Here is a 16,670-nt window from a genome sequence, read left to right on the forward strand (position 1 = left end):
GGTCTCTCACGCTCCAAAACGCTGCGATGCTGGCGCTAACTACCGTTAAGTAATCAAAAGTTTATGGGGTCGTCCCCGGGAGTGATACGTGAGCTAGACGACAGCGAGAAGTTGCCCAGTGAAGCGCCTCCCCATGCCCCGGCTATGCTCGGGCGCGCACCGCATGCCGTAGACCCCTGGAGCACCCATGGCCCTGAAGATCACCGTGATCGGCACCGGTTATCTCGGCGCGACACACGCGGCGGCCATGGCCGAGCTCGGCTTCGAGGTGCTCGCCCTCGACGTCGTGCCCGAGAAGATCGAGAAGCTGGAGCGCGGCGAGGCCCCGATGTACGAGCCGGGGCTCGACGAACTGCTGCGCAGGCATGTCGCCGGGATCGAGGGCTCCAGCGGCCGGCTGCGCTTCACGCAGGACTGGGCCGAGGTCGGTGCGTTCGGGGACGTGCACTTCGTCTGCGTGAACACTCCGCAGCGGCACGGCGAGTACGCCTGCGACATGAGCTACGTCGACGCCGCGATCGCCTCGCTGGCCCCGCATCTGCACCGTCCGGCGCTGGTCGTCGGCAAGTCGACCGTGCCCGTCGGCTCCGCCGACCGGCTGGCGTCCTACCTGGCCGCGCACGCGCCCGCCGGTGCGGACGCCGAGCTGGCCTGGAACCCGGAGTTCCTGCGCGAGGGCTTCGCCGTGGACGACACGCTGCACCCGGACCGGCTCGTGGTGGGCGTGCGCAGCGAGCGGGCGGAGAAGCTGCTGCGGGAGGTGTACGCCACGCCGATCGCCGAGGGCTCGCCGTTCGTGGTCACCGACTTCCCGACGTCCGAGCTGGTGAAGACGTCCGCGAACTCCTTCCTGGCGACGAAGATCTCCTTCATCAACGCCATGGCGGAGGTGTGCGAGGCCGCGGGCGGTGACGTCGCCAAGCTGGCCGAGGCCATCGGCTACGACGACCGGATCGGGAAGAAGTTCCTGCGGGCCGGGATCGGCTTCGGCGGTGGCTGTCTGCCGAAGGACATCCGGGCGTTCATGGCGCGCGCCGGCGAGCTGGGCGCGGACCAGGCGCTGACGTTCCTGCGGGAGATCGACTCCATCAACATGCGCCAGCGCGGGCAGATGGTGGAGCTGGCCCGGCAGGCGCTGGGCGGCGGGCCGTTCCTGGGGAAGCGGGTGGCCGTGCTCGGCGCGACCTTCAAGCCCGACTCGGACGACGTCCGGGACTCCCCCGCGCTGAACGTCGCCGGGCAGATCCACCTCCAGGGCGGCCAGGTGACGGTCTACGACCCCAAGGGCATGGACAACGCCCGCCGTGTCTTCCCGACCCTCGGCTACGCCGACACGGCGCTGGAGGCCGTGCGCGGGGCCGACATCGTGCTGCATCTGACGGAGTGGCGGGAGTTCCGCGAGCTGGACACCGAGGCCCTCGGCGAGGTCGCGGCGGCCCGGCTCATCCTCGACGGCCGCAACGCCCTCGACCCGGAGCGCTGGCGCAAGGCCGGCTGGACGTACCGGGCGATGGGGCGGCCCCGGGCCTGAGTCCACCGCGGACTCCCGTACGCGCGAGGACAACCGCGGACTCCCGTACGCCCGAGGACAGGTGACGCCGGTTCGGCCGAGGCTCAGTCGGCCGAACCGGCGTCACGTGCATTCTGCCCCACCGGGCCCTTACGCGGGCGGGTCAGGCCCCTTTCGCCCGGTAACGGCGCATCTTCGCGCGGGCTCCGCACACCTGCATCGAGCACCAGCGCCCGCGGCCGGCCGGGCTGCGGTCGTAGTAGGCCCAGTGGCAGTCGGCGGCCTCGCAGGCCTTGAGCCGGGTCCAGGTGCCGGCGACCAGGGCCTCGGCGACGGCCGCGGCCACGCGAGCGGGCAGGGGGCGGTCGTCGGCGGGGGTCAGGGCGGCCGAGCCGTCCGTGGTGTCGACCGTGACGACGAGGGGGGTGCCGGCCAGCAGGTCGCCGAGCGGGGTCACCTCGCGGTGCGGAGGGTGACCGGCGTGGGCGAGCAGGACCGCGCGCAGTGACTCGCGCAGGGCACGGGCCTGCTCGGCCTCCCCGTCCCGGGTGATCCCGAACCGGGCCCGGCCCTCCGCGGTGTCCAGCGAGTCGGCGCCCGACTCGATGTCCAGCGTGTTCACCAGGGCCTCGACCAGGGCCAGGCCGCCGGGCGCGGGTGATCTCTCCGTCATGGCTGGACCGTACCTCTCGCGTATTCCCTTGCGAGGTTACCGTCAATGAGGGAGCATGCAGTAACGGTTACCGGTTACCCGGATCCGAAGGTAACAGCGACTTCGAGGAGGAAGTCATGGCTCTCGCCAAGCTGGGTGTCGTCGTCCTGGACTGTCCCGACCCGCACGCGCTGGCCGCTTTCTACGCCGAGGTGCTCGGCGGCACGCCGACGGTGGAGAGCGACGGGGAGGACGAGTGGGTCGACCTGAAGGTGCCGGGCGGCACACCGCTGGCCTTCCAGGCCGCCCCCGGATTCGTACCGCCGCGGTGGCCATCGCCGGACCACTCCCAGCAGTTCCACCTCGACCTGGACGTGGAGGACCTGGACGCGGCCGAGAAGGGCGTGCTGGCGCTCGGCGCGACGCCGCTGGACACGGAGGACCGGAGCCGGTCCTTCCGGGTTTACGCCGACCCGGCCGGGCACCCGTTCTGCCTCTGCGCCTGTTGACCCCTGGAGGCCCCATGTCCGCAGTGGCACGTTTCCGTTCCGTGGTCGTCGACTGCCCCGACCCGCGCGAACTGGCCCGCTTCTACGCGCAGGTCGGGGGCGGCACCCCCGAGGACGACGACCCCGACTGGGTGGTGCTGCGGATTCCCGGCGGGCCCCGGCTCGCCTTCCAGCGCTCGCCCGGCTACTCCCCGCCGGAGTGGCCCCGTTCGGACCGCAACGCCCAGCAGTTCCACCTGGACTTCGACGGCGGTTCGACCTGGGAGGAGATCGACGCGGCCGAGGAGCGGGTGCTGGCGCTGGGGGCTCGGGTACTGGACAAGGAGGACTACGAGAAGAAGGACTTCCGGGTCTACGCGGACCCCGTGGGGCACCCGTTCTGCCTGTGCCGGATCGAGCAGGGCTGATCCGGCCGGGTGGGAGGGCGGGCGGGACGGAAGGCGGGCGGGACGGTCACCCGTCCAGCTCAGAGATCTTCGCTCCTGACGGGGCGCGCCGCTGCCGTGCGGCGCGGGCCGTGAAGTCGGTGCCGCGCAGCAGGCGCTGGACGTTTCCCCAGGTCAGGAGGGCCACGTCGGCCTCCTCCCAGCCGCGCCGCAGCAGCTCGGCGACGAGCCGCGGATAGCAGGAGACGTCGCCGAGTTCCTGCGGGTGGGCCGAGCCGGCGTCGTACGTGCCGGCCAGGCCCACGCACTGCGCTCCGGCCACGGCACGGATGTGATCGAGGTGGTCGGCGACGTCGCGGACGCTCGGGCCGGTCTGCTCGGCGGTCAGCGGCACCAGACAGAGTCCCTTGGCCGCGCCCAGCTCCGCGAGCAGTTCGTCGGGCAGGTTGACCGGGTGGGGCCGGATGGCGCGGGCGGCGGAGCGGCTGCACAGCACGGGTGCCCGGGACAGGCTCAGGACCCGGCTGATGGTCTGCGCGGACGCGCCGGAGAGGTCCGCGATCACACCGAGCCGGTTCATCTCGCGTACGACCTCCTCGCCGAACCGGGTCAGTCCCGCCTCGCTCGCCCAGGAGACACCGGTCAGCGTCAGGGCCCGCAGGCCGAGGAGGTGCAGCTGGCGCAGGATGCCCAGCGAGTCGCCGATGGCCGGGGCCCCGGCGGGGCCGAGGAGCACGGCGACCCGGCCGCAGTTGCGCGCGTCCGCGACCTGCCCGGCCGTCGAGGCGAGCCGCAGACCGTCGTCGCAGGTCCGGGCGGCGGTCTTGGCCAGGTCCAGCTGCTCCAGGGTGGCGCCGACGGCCCGGTCGCCGTCGAAGCCCTCGGGCAGGTGCAGGGACCAGAACAGCGCGCCCACGTGTCCGTCGCGCAGTCGGGGCACGTCCGTGCCGACGGTGCCCTCGCCGAGCTCCAGGTCGTAGTAGGGCAGGCGTTTGAGCGCCCAGGGCAGTCCGTTGTAGCCGTCGGCGACGGGGTGGGCGGCGAGGATGGCGTGGGCCCGGACCATCGGCGCGTCGTCCGGGTCGGAGACCGGCTCGTAGGACTCGGCCGTGATGACGCCGTCGTCGGGGTACGGCTCGGCCAGATCGTCGACGTCGCCGGCCGTGGCGCTGGGGCGCAGGTCGTTCTGGAGGTCTGCCATGGGGGCTCCGTACGGTCCTCGTGCAGTACCGTCACCGTCGCACGGAGCGTGGGGCTGTTCCTGGTGGGCGGGGCGTTCGGAGTACGGCGGGAGGGCGGGCGCTCCGGGCGGCCGGGCCGCCCCGATCACCTGGTCAGGGCGTCCCTGGAGCGGACCAGGCCGGCGACCGTCCGGCCGATGCGGGCGCGCTCGGCCGGCCCTCCCTCGCCGATCCCGACCTGGCGACGCGGCTGCGGCTCGGGGCGCCGCTCGACGAGATGCGCGACCGGTACTTCATGTACGGGGCGGGGCGGCCGGCTGCACCGACCACCCCGCCCTCGACGCTCAGCCCGCGGGGGCGTCCAGCGACTCGATCGTGGCGTTGGACGGCGACCGGGTCGCCTGGAGTCCCCGTGCCACGTCCTCGGCCGCGTCCAGCACCCGGACCGCGTTCTTCCAGGTCAGCTTGGCCAGGTCGGCCTTCGACCAGCCGCGGTCCAGCAGCTCCGCGAGGAGGTTCGGGTAGCCGGAGACGTCGTCGAGGCCGTCGGGGGTGAAGGCCGTGCCGTCGTAGTCGCCGCCGATGCCGAGGTGGTCGATGCCGGCGACCTCGCGCATGTGGTCCAGGTGGTCGGCGACCGTCGACACCGTCGCGACCGGGCGCGGCTGCCGCTCCTCGAAGGCGCGGTGGATCTTCATGGCCTCCGCGGTGGTGTCGAGGTGGTGGAAGCCGTGGGCGCGCATGTTCTCGTCGGCCGCGGCCGTCCAGTCCACGGCCGCCTGGAGCACGAACTTCGGCACGAACGTCACCATCGCGATGCCGCCGTTGGCAGGCAGCCGCTCCAGGACGTCGTCCGGGATGTTGCGCGGGTGGTCGCACACCGCCCGTGCGGACGAGTGGGAGAAGATCACCGGGGCCGAGCTCGTGTCGAGCGCGTCCCGCATGGTCGTCGCCGCCACGTGGGACAGGTCGACGAGCATGCCGAGCCGGTTCATCTCCCGCACGACCTCCCGGCCGAACGCGGTCAGACCACCGGCCTTCGGCTCGTCGGTCGCCGAGTCCGCCCAGTCCACGTTGTCGTTGTGGGTGAGGGTCATGTACCGCACCCCGAGCCCGTACAGGCCGCGCAGGGCGCCCAGGGAGTTGGCGATGGAGTGGCCGCCCTCCGCGCCCATGAGGGAGGCGATCCGGCCCTCCCGGCGCGCGGCCTCCATGTCGGCGGCCGTCAGCGCGGGCCGCAGATCCTGCGGGTACCGGGCGAGCAACTGCCCGACGCAGTCGATCTGTTCGAGGGTGGCCGCGACCGGGTCGGGCGAGTCCGTGCGGACGTACACCGACCAGTACTGCGCGCCGACCCCGCCGGCGCGCAGCCGGGGGATGTCGGTGTGCAGATGGGCGCTCTGGTCGGCGGCGACGTCCCGGGCGTCGAGGTCGTAGCGGACCTGTTCGCGCAGCGCCCAGGGCAGGTCGTTGTGGCCGTCGACGACCGGGAACTCGCGCAGGAGTTCCCGGGCTGCCTCCTCGGAGGTCATCGCCGTCACTTCCTCGCGCCGAAGCCGAAGCCGCCCGAGCCCTCGACCTTGGAGCGCAGGCGCTTGCCCTTCTCGGTGGCCTGGTCGTTCAGCTCCTGCTGGAAGTCGCGCATCCGGCCGCGCAGTTCCTCGTCGTGGGCGGCGAGGATGCGGGCCGCCAGCAGACCGGCGTTGCGGGCGCCGGCGACGGAGACCGTGGCGACCGGGACACCGGCCGGCATCTGCACGATGGACAGGAGGCTGTCCATGCCGTCGAGGTACTTCAGCGGCACGGGCACGCCGATGACCGGCAGCGGGGTCACGGAGGCGAGCATGCCGGGCAGGTGGGCGGCGCCACCGGCCCCGGCGATGATCACCTTGAGCCCGCGGGCGTCGGCCTGCTCGCCGTAGGCGACCATCTCGCGCGGCATGCGGTGCGCGGAGACGACGTCGACCTCGTAGGCGATCTCGAACTCGTCGAGGGCCTTCGCGGCGGCCTCCATGACGGGCCAGTCGGAGTCCGACCCCATGACGATGCCAACAACAGGGCTCATTCGGTGATGGTGCCTCTCAGGTAGCCGGCTGCGTGACCGGCGCGCTCCAGCACGTCGTCCAGGTCGTCGCCGTAGGTGTTGACGTGACCGACCTTGCGGCCGGGCTTCACGTCCTTGCCGTACATGTGGATCTTGAGCTGGGGGTCGCGGGCCATGCAGTGCAGGTACGCGGAGTACATGTCCGGGTAGTCGCCGCCGAGGACGTTGACCATGACCGTCCACGGGGCGCGCGGGCGCGGGTCGCCGAGCGGGAGGTCCAGGACGGCTCGCACGTGGTTGGCGAACTGGCTGGTGACGGCGCCGTCCATCGACCAGTGGCCGGAGTTGTGCGGGCGCATCGCGAGCTCGTTGACGAGGATGCGGCCGTCGCGGGTCTGGAACAGCTCGACCGCGAGGTGCCCGACGACGCCGAGCTCCTTGGCGATGTTCAGCGCCATCTCGGAGGCCCGGACCGCGAGGTCCTCGTCGAGGCCGGGGGCCGGGGCGATGACCGTGTCGCAGACGCCGTTGACCTGGCGGGACTCCACGACCGGGTAGGCGACGGCCTGGCCGTGCGGGGACCGTACGACGTTGGCGGCGAGCTCGCGGAGGAAGTCGACCTTCTCCTCGGCGAGCACGGGGACACCGGCCTTGAAGGGGTCGGCGGCCTCCTCGACGGAGTCCACGACCCACACGCCCTTGCCGTCGTAGCCGCCGCGGACGGTCTTGAGGACGACCGGGAACCCGTCGCCCTCGGCCGCGAAGGCCGCCACGTCCTGCGGGTCGCTCACGATCCGGTGCCGGGGGCACGGCACGCCGATCGCGTCGAGCTTCGCGCGCATCACCCCCTTGTCCTGGGCGTGCACGAGCGCGTCGGGACCGGGGCGCACGGGGATGCCGTCCGCCTCCAGGGCCCGGAGGTGCTCGGTGGGTACGTGTTCGTGATCGAAGGTGATCACATCGCACCCTCGCGCGAACTCGCGCAGCGTGTCGAGGTCGCGATAGTCGCCGACGACGACATCGCTCACGACCTGCGCAGCGGAATCCTGCGGGGTGTCACTGAGAAGCTTGAACCTGATGCCCAGCGGGATACCAGCCTCGTGTGTCATACGAGCGAGCTGGCCACCGCCGACCATGCCGACTACCGGGAACGTCACTCCCCCAGGGTATCGGCCGCGCCAAGGTGGCTGGTTTCCCGTCCCTCCCGGCTCCGCCCGGACCGTCTCCGGCCGTCCACCGCCATCCACAGGAAGATCGCGCGGGAGGGTGGTTAGCATGACTGGGTTGACGCAGAAACGATTGAGGGACGGGGGCCTGCACGACCATGGAACATGGTGCCTCGCGGTTCCGACGGCTCGTTCACGAAGTCGCCAAGTTCGGCGCGGTGGGCGGTGCCGGGGTGCTGGTCAACCTCCTCGTGTTCAACCTGGTGCGGCACGTCACCGACCTCCAGGTGGTGCGCGCGAGCGTCATCGCGACCGTCGTGGCGATCGTCTTCAACTACGTCGGCTTCCGCTACTTCGCGTACCGCGACCGCGACAAGTCCGGGCGCACCCGGGAGCTGGTCCTGTTCCTGCTGTTCAGCGCGGTGGGCCTGGTCATCGAGAACGGCGTCCTGTACGTGGCGACCTACGGTTTCGACTGGAACAGCCCGCTCCAGAACAACATCTTCAAGTTCGTCGGCATCGGCGTCGCCACGCTGTTCCGCTTCTGGTCCTACCGCACCTGGGTGTTCCGCGCCCTTCCCCCGGGGGAGGCGGTGGCGGACGCGGAAGCGGCCCCGGAGCGGGAACGGGACGAGCGGTCCCGGGCCGGGCAGCGGGTGCCGTAGGGCCGTCGGCCGTGAGCCCGCCGGTCGTAGACCCGTCGTGAGCCGGGTCAGCGGATCATCGGCTCGTCCTCGCCGCCGAGGGACTTCTGGAGGGGCGTGCGGGACAGGAACAGGCCGAACACCGGGGGCTTGGTCTGGAGCATCTCCAGTCGGCCGCCGTCGGCTTCCGCGAGGTCACGGGCGACGGCGAGGCCGATGCCCGTGGAGTTGCGGCCGCTGATCGCCCGCTCGAAGATGCGTGCGCCGAGGTCGGCGGGGACCCCGGGGCCCTCGTCGGTGACCTCGATGACGGCCTGGTTGCCGGTGACCCGGGTGCGCAGGGCCACCGTGCCGCCGCCGTGCATCAGGGAGTTCTCGATCAGCGCGGCCAGGACCTGCGCCACCGCACCGGGCGTGCCCACCGCCTGGAGGTGCCGCTTGCCGGAGCTGACGATCGCCCGGCCCGCGCTGCGGTAGGCGGGGCGCCACTCGGCGAGCTGCTGCTGGATGACCTCGTCGAGGTCGAAGGTGACGGCGGAGCCGGTGCGGGGGTCGCGGGAGTTGGTCAGCAGCCGCTCGACGACGTCGGTGAGCCGCTCGACCTGCGTCAGCGCGATCGTCGCCTCCTCCTTCACCGTGTCCGGGTCGTCGGTGAGGGTGATCTCCTCCAGGCGCATCGACAGCGCCGTCAGCGGCGTCCGCAGCTGGTGCGAGGCGTCCGCGGCCAGCCGCCGCTCGGCGGTCAGCATGCGCGCGATGCGCTCGGCGGACCCGTCCAGCACGTCCGCCACCCGGTCCAGCTCGGGCACGCCGTACCGCTTGTGCCGGGGGCGCGGATCGCCCGAACCGAGCCGCTCGGCGGTCTCGGCGAGGTCGGTCAGCGGCGACGCCAGCCGGTTCGCCTGGCGGACCGCCAGCAGCACCGCGGCCACCACCGCCAGCAACGCCACCAGCGCGATGATCAGCAGGGTGCGGCCGACCTCCCGGGTCACCGAGGAGCGCGGCTCCTGGACCGTGACGGTCTCGCCCTCCTCGCCGGGCGCGCTCGCGCTGATGACGTCACCGTCCGGTTTGGTGCCGACCTCGATGGGCGACTCGCCGGGGATGCGGATCACCGCGTAGTAGCGGTCCTGCGTGACCTGCTCGCGCAGGACCTCCGCGTCGACCTGCTGCGCCCCGAAGAGCCGGCTGTCGACGATGCTGGCCAGCCGGACCGCCTCGGACTCCACCCGCTCCTGGGCGCTGTTGCTGATCGTCCGGCTCTCGACGATGACCAGGGAGACGCCGAAGACGGCGATCACGACGAGCACCACGGCGAGCGTGGACTGGATCAGTCGGCGGCGCATGTCCTCTTACCCGTTTGTCCGTGTCGGCCGTTTCCCCGTGTCAGCTGTGTGTCGTGTCAGCTGTGTCCTGTCGGCCGTTTCATCCGTGTCAGCCGCGCGTCCTCGCCCGGCCGGCGGCTCAGCTCTTCTCGAAGCGGAAGCCCACACCGCGCACGGTGGCGATGTAGCGGGGGTTGGCCGCGTCGTCGCCGAGCTTCTTGCGGAGCCAGGAGATGTGCATGTCGAGGGTCTTGGTCGACGACCACCAGGTGGTGTCCCAGACCTCGCGCATCAGCTGGTCGCGGGTGACGACCCGGCCCGCGTCACGCACCAGCACCCGCAGCAGGTCGAACTCCTTCGCGGTGAGCTGGAGCTCTTCCTCGCCCATCCAGGCGCGGTGCGACTCGACGTCGATGCGCACGCCGTGCGTGGCGGGCGGCTGCTGGGGCTCGGCGGCGCCGCGCCGCAGCAGGGCGCGGACCCGGGCGAGCAGCTCGGCGAGCCGGAAGGGCTTGGTGACGTAGTCGTCGGCACCGGCGTCGAGCCCGACCACGGTGTCCACCTCGTCGGCACGCGCGGTCAGGATGAGGATCGGAATGGCATGGCCCTCGCCACGCAGCCGGCGGGCCACCTCGAGGCCGTCCATGCCGGGCAGGCCCAGGTCGAGCACGACGAGGTCGACGCCGCCCTGCAATCCGGCGTCGAGAGCGGTGGGGCCGTCCTCACGCACCTCGACCTCGTAGCCCTCCCGGCGCAGAGCACGGGCCAGCGGCTCCGAGATGGACGCGTCGTCCTCGGCGAGCAGTACACGGGTCATGGAGTGATGGTAGACCTGCACCGCCCTGAGCTGGGGTGTGACCGGAAGCCTTGATTCTTACCAGTGGCATACCCGCTTCTTACGACGCGCGGGTATGCGACCACACCTCTGCCTGTGGGGTGCGATTCCGGTAAGGACCTTGGAAAAGAGGCGTATGGTTCCCCCGGCACCTGTGATCCCTGTCTCAAGTCCTTTCATTTGCGGTGGTGTCGTGCCGTATGGTGAATCGACGCCTGTAACACCACGGCGACCTTCGGCGGCTGCTTGCCCCTGAAGGTCTCTTTTGTGTGCGGGCTGGTTCCCGCCAGCCCCGACTCGAAACGACCTGTGGCCGGGCCTCCTCGTGGCGGCGACGCGCGTAGAGGCGTGGATCCCGGTGGCGACCGCCCACTGCTCCGTGACCCGGAGCGGCCCCCTCAGGCGTCGGGCGGACGGCCGTACGCACCGGTGCCGGCAGACCCCCACCGGGCGCACCACCGCTGTCGCGGGGCGCGTCCCGACCAGCAAGGAACGACCATGGCGTCCAGCCTGACGAAGGACTCGGCCCGCCCGGGCACCCCCGGTTCCGAGAAGACCTTCTTCGGCCACCCCCGCGGACTGGCCACTCTCTTCATGACCGAGATGTGGGAGCGATTCTCCTACTACGGCATGAGGGCCCTGCTCCCGCTGTACCTGGTGGCCCCGGGTGGCCTGCACCTGAGCGCGGGCGCGGCGACGGCGATCTACGCCGTGTACCTGTCGCTCGTGTACCTGCTCACCCTGCCCGGCGGCTGGTTCGCCGACCGTGTGCTCGGTCCGCGCAAGACGGTCGCCGTCGCGGGCCTGGTCATCATGCTCGGCCACCTGTGCCTCGCGCTGCCCGCGGCCGCGAGCTTCTATGTCGGCCTGGGCCTCGTCGCCATCGGTTCCGGCCTGCTGAAGGCCAACATCTCCACGATGGTCGGCCACCTCTACGACGGCCCGGAGGACCCGCGCCGGGACGGTGGCTTCACGCTCTTCTACATCGGCATCAACCTCGGCGCCTTCATCGCCCCGCTGGTCATCGGCACCGTCGGGGAGAACGTCAACTGGCACTTCGGCTTCGCGCTGGCCGCGCTCGGCATGGCGCTGGGTCTCGTGCAGTTCCTGCTCGGCGGCCGTCACCTGAGCGCGCGCAGCAGCGAGGTCCCGACGCCGCTGTCGCCGGCCGAGAAGGCGTCGACGCTGCGCAAGGGCCTGATCTGGCTGGCCGTCGCCGTGGTGTTCTACGGCGTCGTCGGCGGCACCGGCCACTTCACGCTGAACTGGGCGCTGATCCCGCTCACGCTGCTGGGCCTGATCGTGCCGATCCTGGTCATCTCCCGCATCGTGCGGGACAAGGACCTGGACTCGGGCGAGCGGTCGAAGGTGTCGGCGTACATCTGGTTCTTCGTCGCCGCCGCCGTCTTCTGGATGATCTACGACCAGGGCGGCTCGACCCTGTCGCTGTTCGCCGAGAAGAGCGCCGACAACAGCGTCTTCGGCTGGGAGTTCCCGGTCTCCTGGTACCAGTCGGTCAACCCGGTCATGATCATGGCGCTGGCGCCCGTCTTCGCCTGGCTGTGGCTGTGGCTGAACCGGCGCGGCCAGGAGCCGAGCACCATCGTGAAGTTCGCCTCCGGTCTGGTGCTGGTGGGTGTGTCCTTCTTCCTCTTCCTCGCCCCGCTGTCGATCGCGGAGGGCGGTCACAAGGCCGCGGCACTGTGGCTGGTCGCGATCTACTTCGCGCAGACCGTCGGTGAGCTGACGCTGTCGCCGGTGGGTCTGTCCGTGACGACGAAGATGGCGCCGGCGAAGTACGCCTCGCAGATGATGGGCGTCTGGTTCCTCGCGGTCACCGCGGGCGACTCCGTCACCGCGCTGCTGTCCAACCCGGCCATCGGCGGGATCAACCTCGACCGCATGGGCTTCGTGGCGCTGGAGGCCGCGCTCGCCGTGGTCGCCGGTTTCGCGGTGTTCATGTACCGCAAGAAGGTCAAGGCGATGATGGGCGACGTGCGCTGATCGCCCTCGTCCGAGCCTGAGGAAAGGGCCGTCGCACCCCGGGGTGCGGCGGCCCTTTCTCATGTCTTCTTCTGGTCGGCGTCCGGGGCGAACCAGGGCGGGGCGGAGCGTCTGGCGGTGGCGGGCAGGCGCAGCCGGACACGGCGGCGGGCCGGGCGGGCCGCGTGACCGGGGCGGCGCGGGCGTACGTGGTCCACGACGGCCAGGCCCGCGCGGAACAGCGCCGCCGGTACGACCAGCAGGACGAGGCCCCAGAACAGGGTCACGCCCCACGGGCGGCCCACGCCCCAGGGGTGCTCGGCGAGGACCTTGCCGCCGTACTTCAGGGACACGGTGTAGTCGCCGTGCGCGCCGGCGGCGAGCTCCACGGGCAGTTCGATCCGGGCCTTCCCGCCGGGCCGGATCGTGCCGCGCCACCGCTGGTCCTGCCACTGCGGCGCGAACACGCCGTGGGAGGTGCCGACCTGGAAGACGGGGTCCCGCACGGGCGACGTCCCGACGTTGCCGACGGTGACCTCCAGGTTCCGGGCGGGTGGGGAGCCGAACCAGGTCAGCAGCCCGCCGGAGCCGCGCAGCCGGGTGTCCGCGAGCAGGGACAGCCGACCGCCGGCCCGGTCCGCGGGCAACGGCTCGACCGCGTGCCCGGCGACCTGGAGGGCAGCGTCGGCCTCGGCCCTGGCCCCCGTCACCGTCTCCACGTGCACCACGCAGGGGCACGGCACGGGCGGTTCCACGACGGGCAGCCGGCGCCGGAAGCGCCCGTCGGCGTCGGTGGTGACGGCCCGGCCGTCGGCGTTGGCACAGGAGTTGGTGCCGCCGGTCACACCCCGGGACGGCTCGGCCTGCCCGCAGACCAGCAGCGTCAGCAGCGCGCGCGGCCGCCAGCCACTCCCCCGGACGGTGACCGAACCTCCCGCACCCGCCTGCGACTCGGAGACCGCCACACCGGGCCGGTCCGCGGCCCGCACGGGCCCGGCCCCGGGCAGGCTCAGCAGGAGCACGAGCAGGACGAGCGGCGACAGGCGGGGAACACGAGCGACGTACGGCATCGGCGGCTCCAGCGGGGGTGCGGGCGGGCGCGGCTCGTGCCCTGGCGGTCGTACGGTCCGCTCAGTGGCCTGCCCGTGCGCCTCGGTGACGTCGTGTCAGCCACAGGGTTCCTGCCGCGCCGGCCAGCAGGACCGTGCCGCCGAGGGTGCCGAGGGCCACGGCCGAGTCCTCGGGGCCGGTCTGCGGGAGTTCGGCACCGGAGCCGGAGCCGGAGCCGCCGCCCTGGGTGGAGCCGGTGGTGCCGCCGCCGCTCGCGGCCGTGACGTCGAGTTTCAGGGACGGGCCCGGGTCGTTGGTCGGGGTGCAGGTGGTCGTCGTGCCGAGCGCCTTGATGGTGAGCACTCCGGCCGTGAAGGTGACCTCGCCGCTCTTCTTCGGCGTGTACGTCCCGCTCAGGTCGTTGATCTTGATGGGCGTGTTGGCCGGGACGGCCGCGTCGTTGGCGGGGCCGGTCACCGTCAGGGTGCCGCTGTCGGCGCCGCCCAGGGCGATGGTGGCGCTCGGGGTCATCGCGCCCTTGCCGAGTTCGACCGGGCTGGAGGAGACGCCCTTCCGCCAGGACATGGTGATCCGGTAGCCGCCGCCGCTCCTGACGCCCTTGATGTCGATGGGCGAGACGGCGCTCTTGTCTCCGATCGGCGTCTTGCACTGGTAGTTGACGTCGACGACCTCGGCCCGGGCCACGGGGGCGGCCAACCACACCACCGAGCCGGCCAGGGCCGCGGCGGACGCGAGCGCGGCGGTTCGATTCCGGTACGACACGGTGCCGCTCCCCTTCCTTTTCCTGACGGAGCATCAGATCGGGCCGTCAAGGTACGCCCGGGCCCTTGAGGAAGGAAGACACAGGACACGGCGGATCTGTGGGGATGGAGGGGGTGCCCGGCGGGGCTTTCCGTGGGGTCGTCACCCGGACGGCGGATAAGAAGGCCACGGAAAGGTGCCGGGAGCAGGGCGAGGCTGCGGTCGCGGGGCCCGGCGACATCGGCCGGACCGGCCGCCGAGGGCCGCGGCGCTGATCAGGCCGGCGCGCCCAGTTCCGCCCAGACCGTCTTGCCGGCGACTCCCGGCGTGCGGACGACGCCCCAGTCGAGGCACAGCCGCTGGACGATGAACATGCCATGACCCCCCGGACGGCCAGCGCGGTGCGGGGTGCGCGGGGCCGGCTGGCCCGTGCCCCGGTCGGCGACCTCGATACGGATCACCTTGTTGTCGCAGGTGATCCACAGCTGGTCCGGCCCTTCGGCGTGCAGACACGCGTTGGTGACCAGCTCGGAGACGACGAGCAGCACGTCCTCGGCGGCGGCCCGCTGGTCGGCGGACGCGGCCGGCAGCCAGCCCCACGCGTACAGCGCCTGGCGGGTGAAGTCGCGGGCGAGCGGGACGACGCCGCTCTCCTCCTCGAAGCTCAGCCGGCGCACCTGCCTGCCGCCCCCCGGCGGCCCCGCGGCTCCGGACGGCGCCGCCACACCCTCGCCGGACGCCGCACCGCCACCCTCGGACGCCCCGGAAGCGCCGCTGGGCTCCGGCCCGCGGTCGCCCGGCGAGTAAGGCCGGGTGGTGCTCATCAGCGCTTCACCTCACCGATTCACCAGTTCACGATTCAAAAACTTCAGTACACAGTCAGTCACGCAGTGCGCGGCACGTCGGTTTCGCGGCGCCCCCGACAACCTGTCGGCCGACAGGTTCAGGATGTCTCCTGCCCGGGCGGACCGGCAGAACACCCCCGTATTCCGCTCGAAAGGCGTGAGGGGGGTGGGAGACCGGTCACAGCGGGGTGGCCGAGGCTCGGCGCGCCGACGCACCGCCGGTCAGCTCGACTCGTCGGCCAGCGCCGCCTGGAGCGTGTCATGGACGCTGAAGACCGCATCCGCTCCGGTGATCTCGAACACGCGTGCCACCACCGGCTGCATCCCGGCCAGCGACACGCCGCCCCCGGCGGCCTCGGCCTTCAGCCGCGCGCCCAGGAGCACATTGAGCCCCGTGGAGTCACAGAACTCCAGCCGTGCGCAGTCGATGACCAGGCGCTTGAATCCCTTGGCGAGGCAGTCCTCGAGTGGCTCACGCAACAGATCGGCGGTGTGGTGATCCAACTCACCCGCCGGGGTCACGACGGCACTAGAGCCCTCTTCCCGCACCTCCACCAGAAGCCGGCCAGACTGTGCGCTGCCGACCGTCCCGCGGTCCATGCCGTCTCTCTCTCCCGACGTCGAGGCTGCTTGCTGACGCCCTCGAACACTACGCCTTCCCGGGACGCTCCGACACCCGAACAACTACACACAAACGGACATATGCCCACAGAACGCACTTGCGGTGGGCTCAGGAAAGCGGGTAGGCCTAGTAAGGACACGTACCCGACACGGCCGGCTTTGGAGGCGCCGCACACCGCAGTGCACGTTTTGGCCCCGGCAGCCATATGCCGAGAACGATGGAGGACATCATGTCACCCCGGCTCGACGGATCGCGTACCCACAAAGCGACGTCGACACCCCCTGCGGAACATCTGGATCCCATCGAGCAGGACGAGACGCTCCTCACACAGGGCGCGCTCCTCGCCGGACTTCCGGACATTCCCCCGTACGAGGAAGTCGACGCGGTCGACGCGCGGGCCCTTTCCAAGACCCTCTTCGAGCGCCTGGAGTCGCTCGAGGAAGGCACGCACGAGTACTCGTACGTCCGCAACACGCTCGTCGAACTGAATCTCGCGCTGGTCAAGTTCGCCGCCTCCCGGTTCCGCTCCCGCAGCGAGCCGATGGAGGACATCGTCCAGGTCGGCACCATCGGCCTGATCAAGGCGATCGACCGCTTCGAGCTCTCCCGGGGTGTCGAGTTCCCCACGTTCGCGATGCCCACCATCGTCGGCGAGATCAAGCGCTTCTTCCGCGACACCTCATGGTCCGTGCGCGTTCCGCGGCGGCTCCAGGAGCTTCGGCTCGACCTGGCCAAGGCCGGTGACGAGCTGGCCCAGAAGCTGGACCGCGCCCCGACGGTGACCGAACTGGCCGAGCGCCTCGGCATCTCCAACGACGAGGTCGTCGAGGGCATGGCCGCGTCGAACGCCTACACCGCCTCCTCGCTGGACGCCCAGCCGGAGGAGGACGACTCCGAGGGCGCGCTCGCGGACCGCATCGGCTACGAGGACCACGGTCTCGAGGGCATCGAGTACGTCGAGTCGTTGAAGCCGCTGATAGCCGAACTCCCGCCGCGCGACCGGAAGATCCTGTCCCTGCGGTTCGTCGCGGGCCTGACCCAGTCGGAGATCGGCGAAGAGCTCGGCATCTCGCAGATGCACGTCTCGCGGCTGCTGTCGCGGACGCTGGTACGGCTGCGCAAGGGGCTGACCGTCGAGGAGTGATCCTCACCGGGT

The 16,670-nt window shown here is 71.5% G+C and carries 17 protein-coding genes; 6 read left to right on the forward strand and 11 right to left on the reverse strand.

Annotated elements, in window-relative coordinates; translation table 11 throughout:
* Window positions 1-187 precede the first annotated feature (187 nt).
* Complete coding sequence (locus ABEA82_RS17285; RefSeq protein WP_345662407.1) at window positions 188-1,531, forward strand: UDP-glucose dehydrogenase family protein; 1,344 nt, start codon at window positions 188-190, stop codon at window positions 1,529-1,531.
* A gap of 142 nt (window positions 1,532-1,673) precedes the next feature.
* On the opposite strand, the gene ABEA82_RS17290 is transcribed toward ABEA82_RS17285, so the two are convergent.
* Window positions 1,674-2,183, reverse strand: a complete 510-nt coding sequence (locus ABEA82_RS17290) for a CGNR zinc finger domain-containing protein (protein WP_345662408.1) — start codon at window positions 2,181-2,183, stop codon at window positions 1,674-1,676.
* A 116-nt stretch (window positions 2,184-2,299) separates the two neighbouring features.
* Between ABEA82_RS17290 and ABEA82_RS17295 the strand changes: the two genes are divergently transcribed.
* Together ABEA82_RS17295 and ABEA82_RS17300 are read left to right on the forward strand one after the other, a co-directional pair.
* A complete protein-coding gene (locus ABEA82_RS17295; protein ID WP_345662409.1) occupies window positions 2,300-2,671 on the forward strand; it encodes a VOC family protein in 372 nt (123 codons plus the stop codon).
* Window positions 2,672-2,685: 14 nt separating this feature from the next.
* The gene (locus tag ABEA82_RS17300) at window positions 2,686-3,078 is read left to right on the forward strand and encodes a VOC family protein (protein ID WP_345662410.1); all 393 of its coding nucleotides are present in this window, start codon (window positions 2,686-2,688) and stop codon (window positions 3,076-3,078) included.
* Between the two features lie 46 nt (window positions 3,079-3,124).
* Here ABEA82_RS17300 and ABEA82_RS17305 read toward each other — a convergent pair whose 3' ends face one another.
* The 4 genes from ABEA82_RS17305 to ABEA82_RS17325 form a co-directional block, all read right to left on the reverse strand.
* Window positions 3,125-4,258 carry a dipeptidase gene (locus ABEA82_RS17305; RefSeq protein ID WP_345662411.1) on the reverse strand — a complete coding sequence of 378 codons (1,134 nt, stop codon included), beginning with the start codon at window positions 4,256-4,258 and terminating at the stop codon, window positions 3,125-3,127.
* 324 nt (window positions 4,259-4,582) lie between these two features.
* Window positions 4,583-5,770, reverse strand: a complete 1,188-nt coding sequence (locus ABEA82_RS17315) for a dipeptidase (RefSeq protein WP_345662412.1) — start codon at window positions 5,768-5,770, stop codon at window positions 4,583-4,585.
* A 5-nt stretch (window positions 5,771-5,775) separates the two neighbouring features.
* Complete coding sequence (gene purE / locus ABEA82_RS17320; RefSeq protein ID WP_345662413.1) at window positions 5,776-6,303, reverse strand: 5-(carboxyamino)imidazole ribonucleotide mutase; 528 nt, start codon at window positions 6,301-6,303, stop codon at window positions 5,776-5,778.
* Window positions 6,300-7,439: a 5-(carboxyamino)imidazole ribonucleotide synthase gene (locus ABEA82_RS17325; protein ID WP_345662414.1), complete on the reverse strand. Its 1,140-nt coding sequence runs from the start codon at window positions 7,437-7,439 to the stop codon at window positions 6,300-6,302. Before ABEA82_RS17325 ends, purE begins: the two co-directional genes overlap by 4 nt.
* A gap of 167 nt (window positions 7,440-7,606) precedes the next feature.
* Here ABEA82_RS17325 and ABEA82_RS17330 point away from each other — a divergent pair, with 167 nt between their 5' ends.
* Window positions 7,607-8,113: a GtrA family protein gene (locus ABEA82_RS17330; protein WP_345662415.1), complete on the forward strand. Its 507-nt coding sequence runs from the start codon at window positions 7,607-7,609 to the stop codon at window positions 8,111-8,113.
* A gap of 47 nt (window positions 8,114-8,160) precedes the next feature.
* Here the strand turns inward: ABEA82_RS17330 and ABEA82_RS17335 are convergent, their stop codons facing one another.
* Window positions 8,161-9,438 carry an ATP-binding protein gene (locus tag ABEA82_RS17335; protein WP_345662417.1) on the reverse strand — a complete coding sequence of 426 codons (1,278 nt, stop codon included), beginning with the start codon at window positions 9,436-9,438 and terminating at the stop codon, window positions 8,161-8,163.
* Between the two features lie 118 nt (window positions 9,439-9,556).
* Window positions 9,557-10,234, reverse strand: a complete 678-nt coding sequence (locus tag ABEA82_RS17340; protein ID WP_345662418.1) for a response regulator transcription factor — start codon at window positions 10,232-10,234, stop codon at window positions 9,557-9,559.
* 516 nt (window positions 10,235-10,750) lie between these two features.
* On the opposite strand from ABEA82_RS17340, the gene ABEA82_RS17345 reads away from it, so the two are divergent.
* Window positions 10,751-12,256: a peptide MFS transporter gene (locus ABEA82_RS17345; RefSeq protein WP_345662419.1), complete on the forward strand. Its 1,506-nt coding sequence runs from the start codon at window positions 10,751-10,753 to the stop codon at window positions 12,254-12,256.
* Window positions 12,257-12,315: 59 nt separating this feature from the next.
* Here ABEA82_RS17345 and ABEA82_RS17350 read toward each other — a convergent pair whose 3' ends face one another.
* The 4 genes from ABEA82_RS17350 to ABEA82_RS17365 all read right to left on the reverse strand — a co-directional run bounded on the left by ABEA82_RS17350 (window position 12,316) and on the right by ABEA82_RS17365 (window position 15,492).
* On the reverse strand, window positions 12,316-13,305 hold the full coding sequence (locus tag ABEA82_RS17350; RefSeq protein ID WP_345662421.1) for a hypothetical protein: 990 nt from the start codon (window positions 13,303-13,305) through the stop codon (window positions 12,316-12,318).
* A 61-nt stretch (window positions 13,306-13,366) separates the two neighbouring features.
* On the reverse strand, window positions 13,367-14,068 hold the full coding sequence (locus ABEA82_RS17355; RefSeq protein ID WP_345662422.1) for an LPXTG cell wall anchor domain-containing protein: 702 nt from the start codon (window positions 14,066-14,068) through the stop codon (window positions 13,367-13,369).
* 254 nt (window positions 14,069-14,322) lie between these two features.
* The gene (locus ABEA82_RS17360) at window positions 14,323-14,871 is read right to left on the reverse strand and encodes an ATP-binding protein (protein ID WP_345662423.1); all 549 of its coding nucleotides are present in this window, start codon (window positions 14,869-14,871) and stop codon (window positions 14,323-14,325) included.
* A gap of 243 nt (window positions 14,872-15,114) precedes the next feature.
* Window positions 15,115-15,492: an STAS domain-containing protein gene (locus ABEA82_RS17365; RefSeq protein ID WP_345662424.1), complete on the reverse strand. Its 378-nt coding sequence runs from the start codon at window positions 15,490-15,492 to the stop codon at window positions 15,115-15,117.
* A gap of 251 nt (window positions 15,493-15,743) precedes the next feature.
* Between ABEA82_RS17365 and ABEA82_RS17370 the strand changes: the two genes are divergently transcribed.
* Window positions 15,744-16,658: an RNA polymerase sigma factor SigF gene (locus ABEA82_RS17370; protein ID WP_425588529.1), complete on the forward strand. Its 915-nt coding sequence runs from the start codon at window positions 15,744-15,746 to the stop codon at window positions 16,656-16,658.
* The last annotated feature ends 12 nt before the right edge of the window (window positions 16,659-16,670 follow it).

Source organism: Streptomyces venetus (assembly GCF_039540295.1).
GTDB classification, from domain to species: domain Bacteria; phylum Actinomycetota; class Actinomycetes; order Streptomycetales; family Streptomycetaceae; genus Streptomyces; species Streptomyces venetus.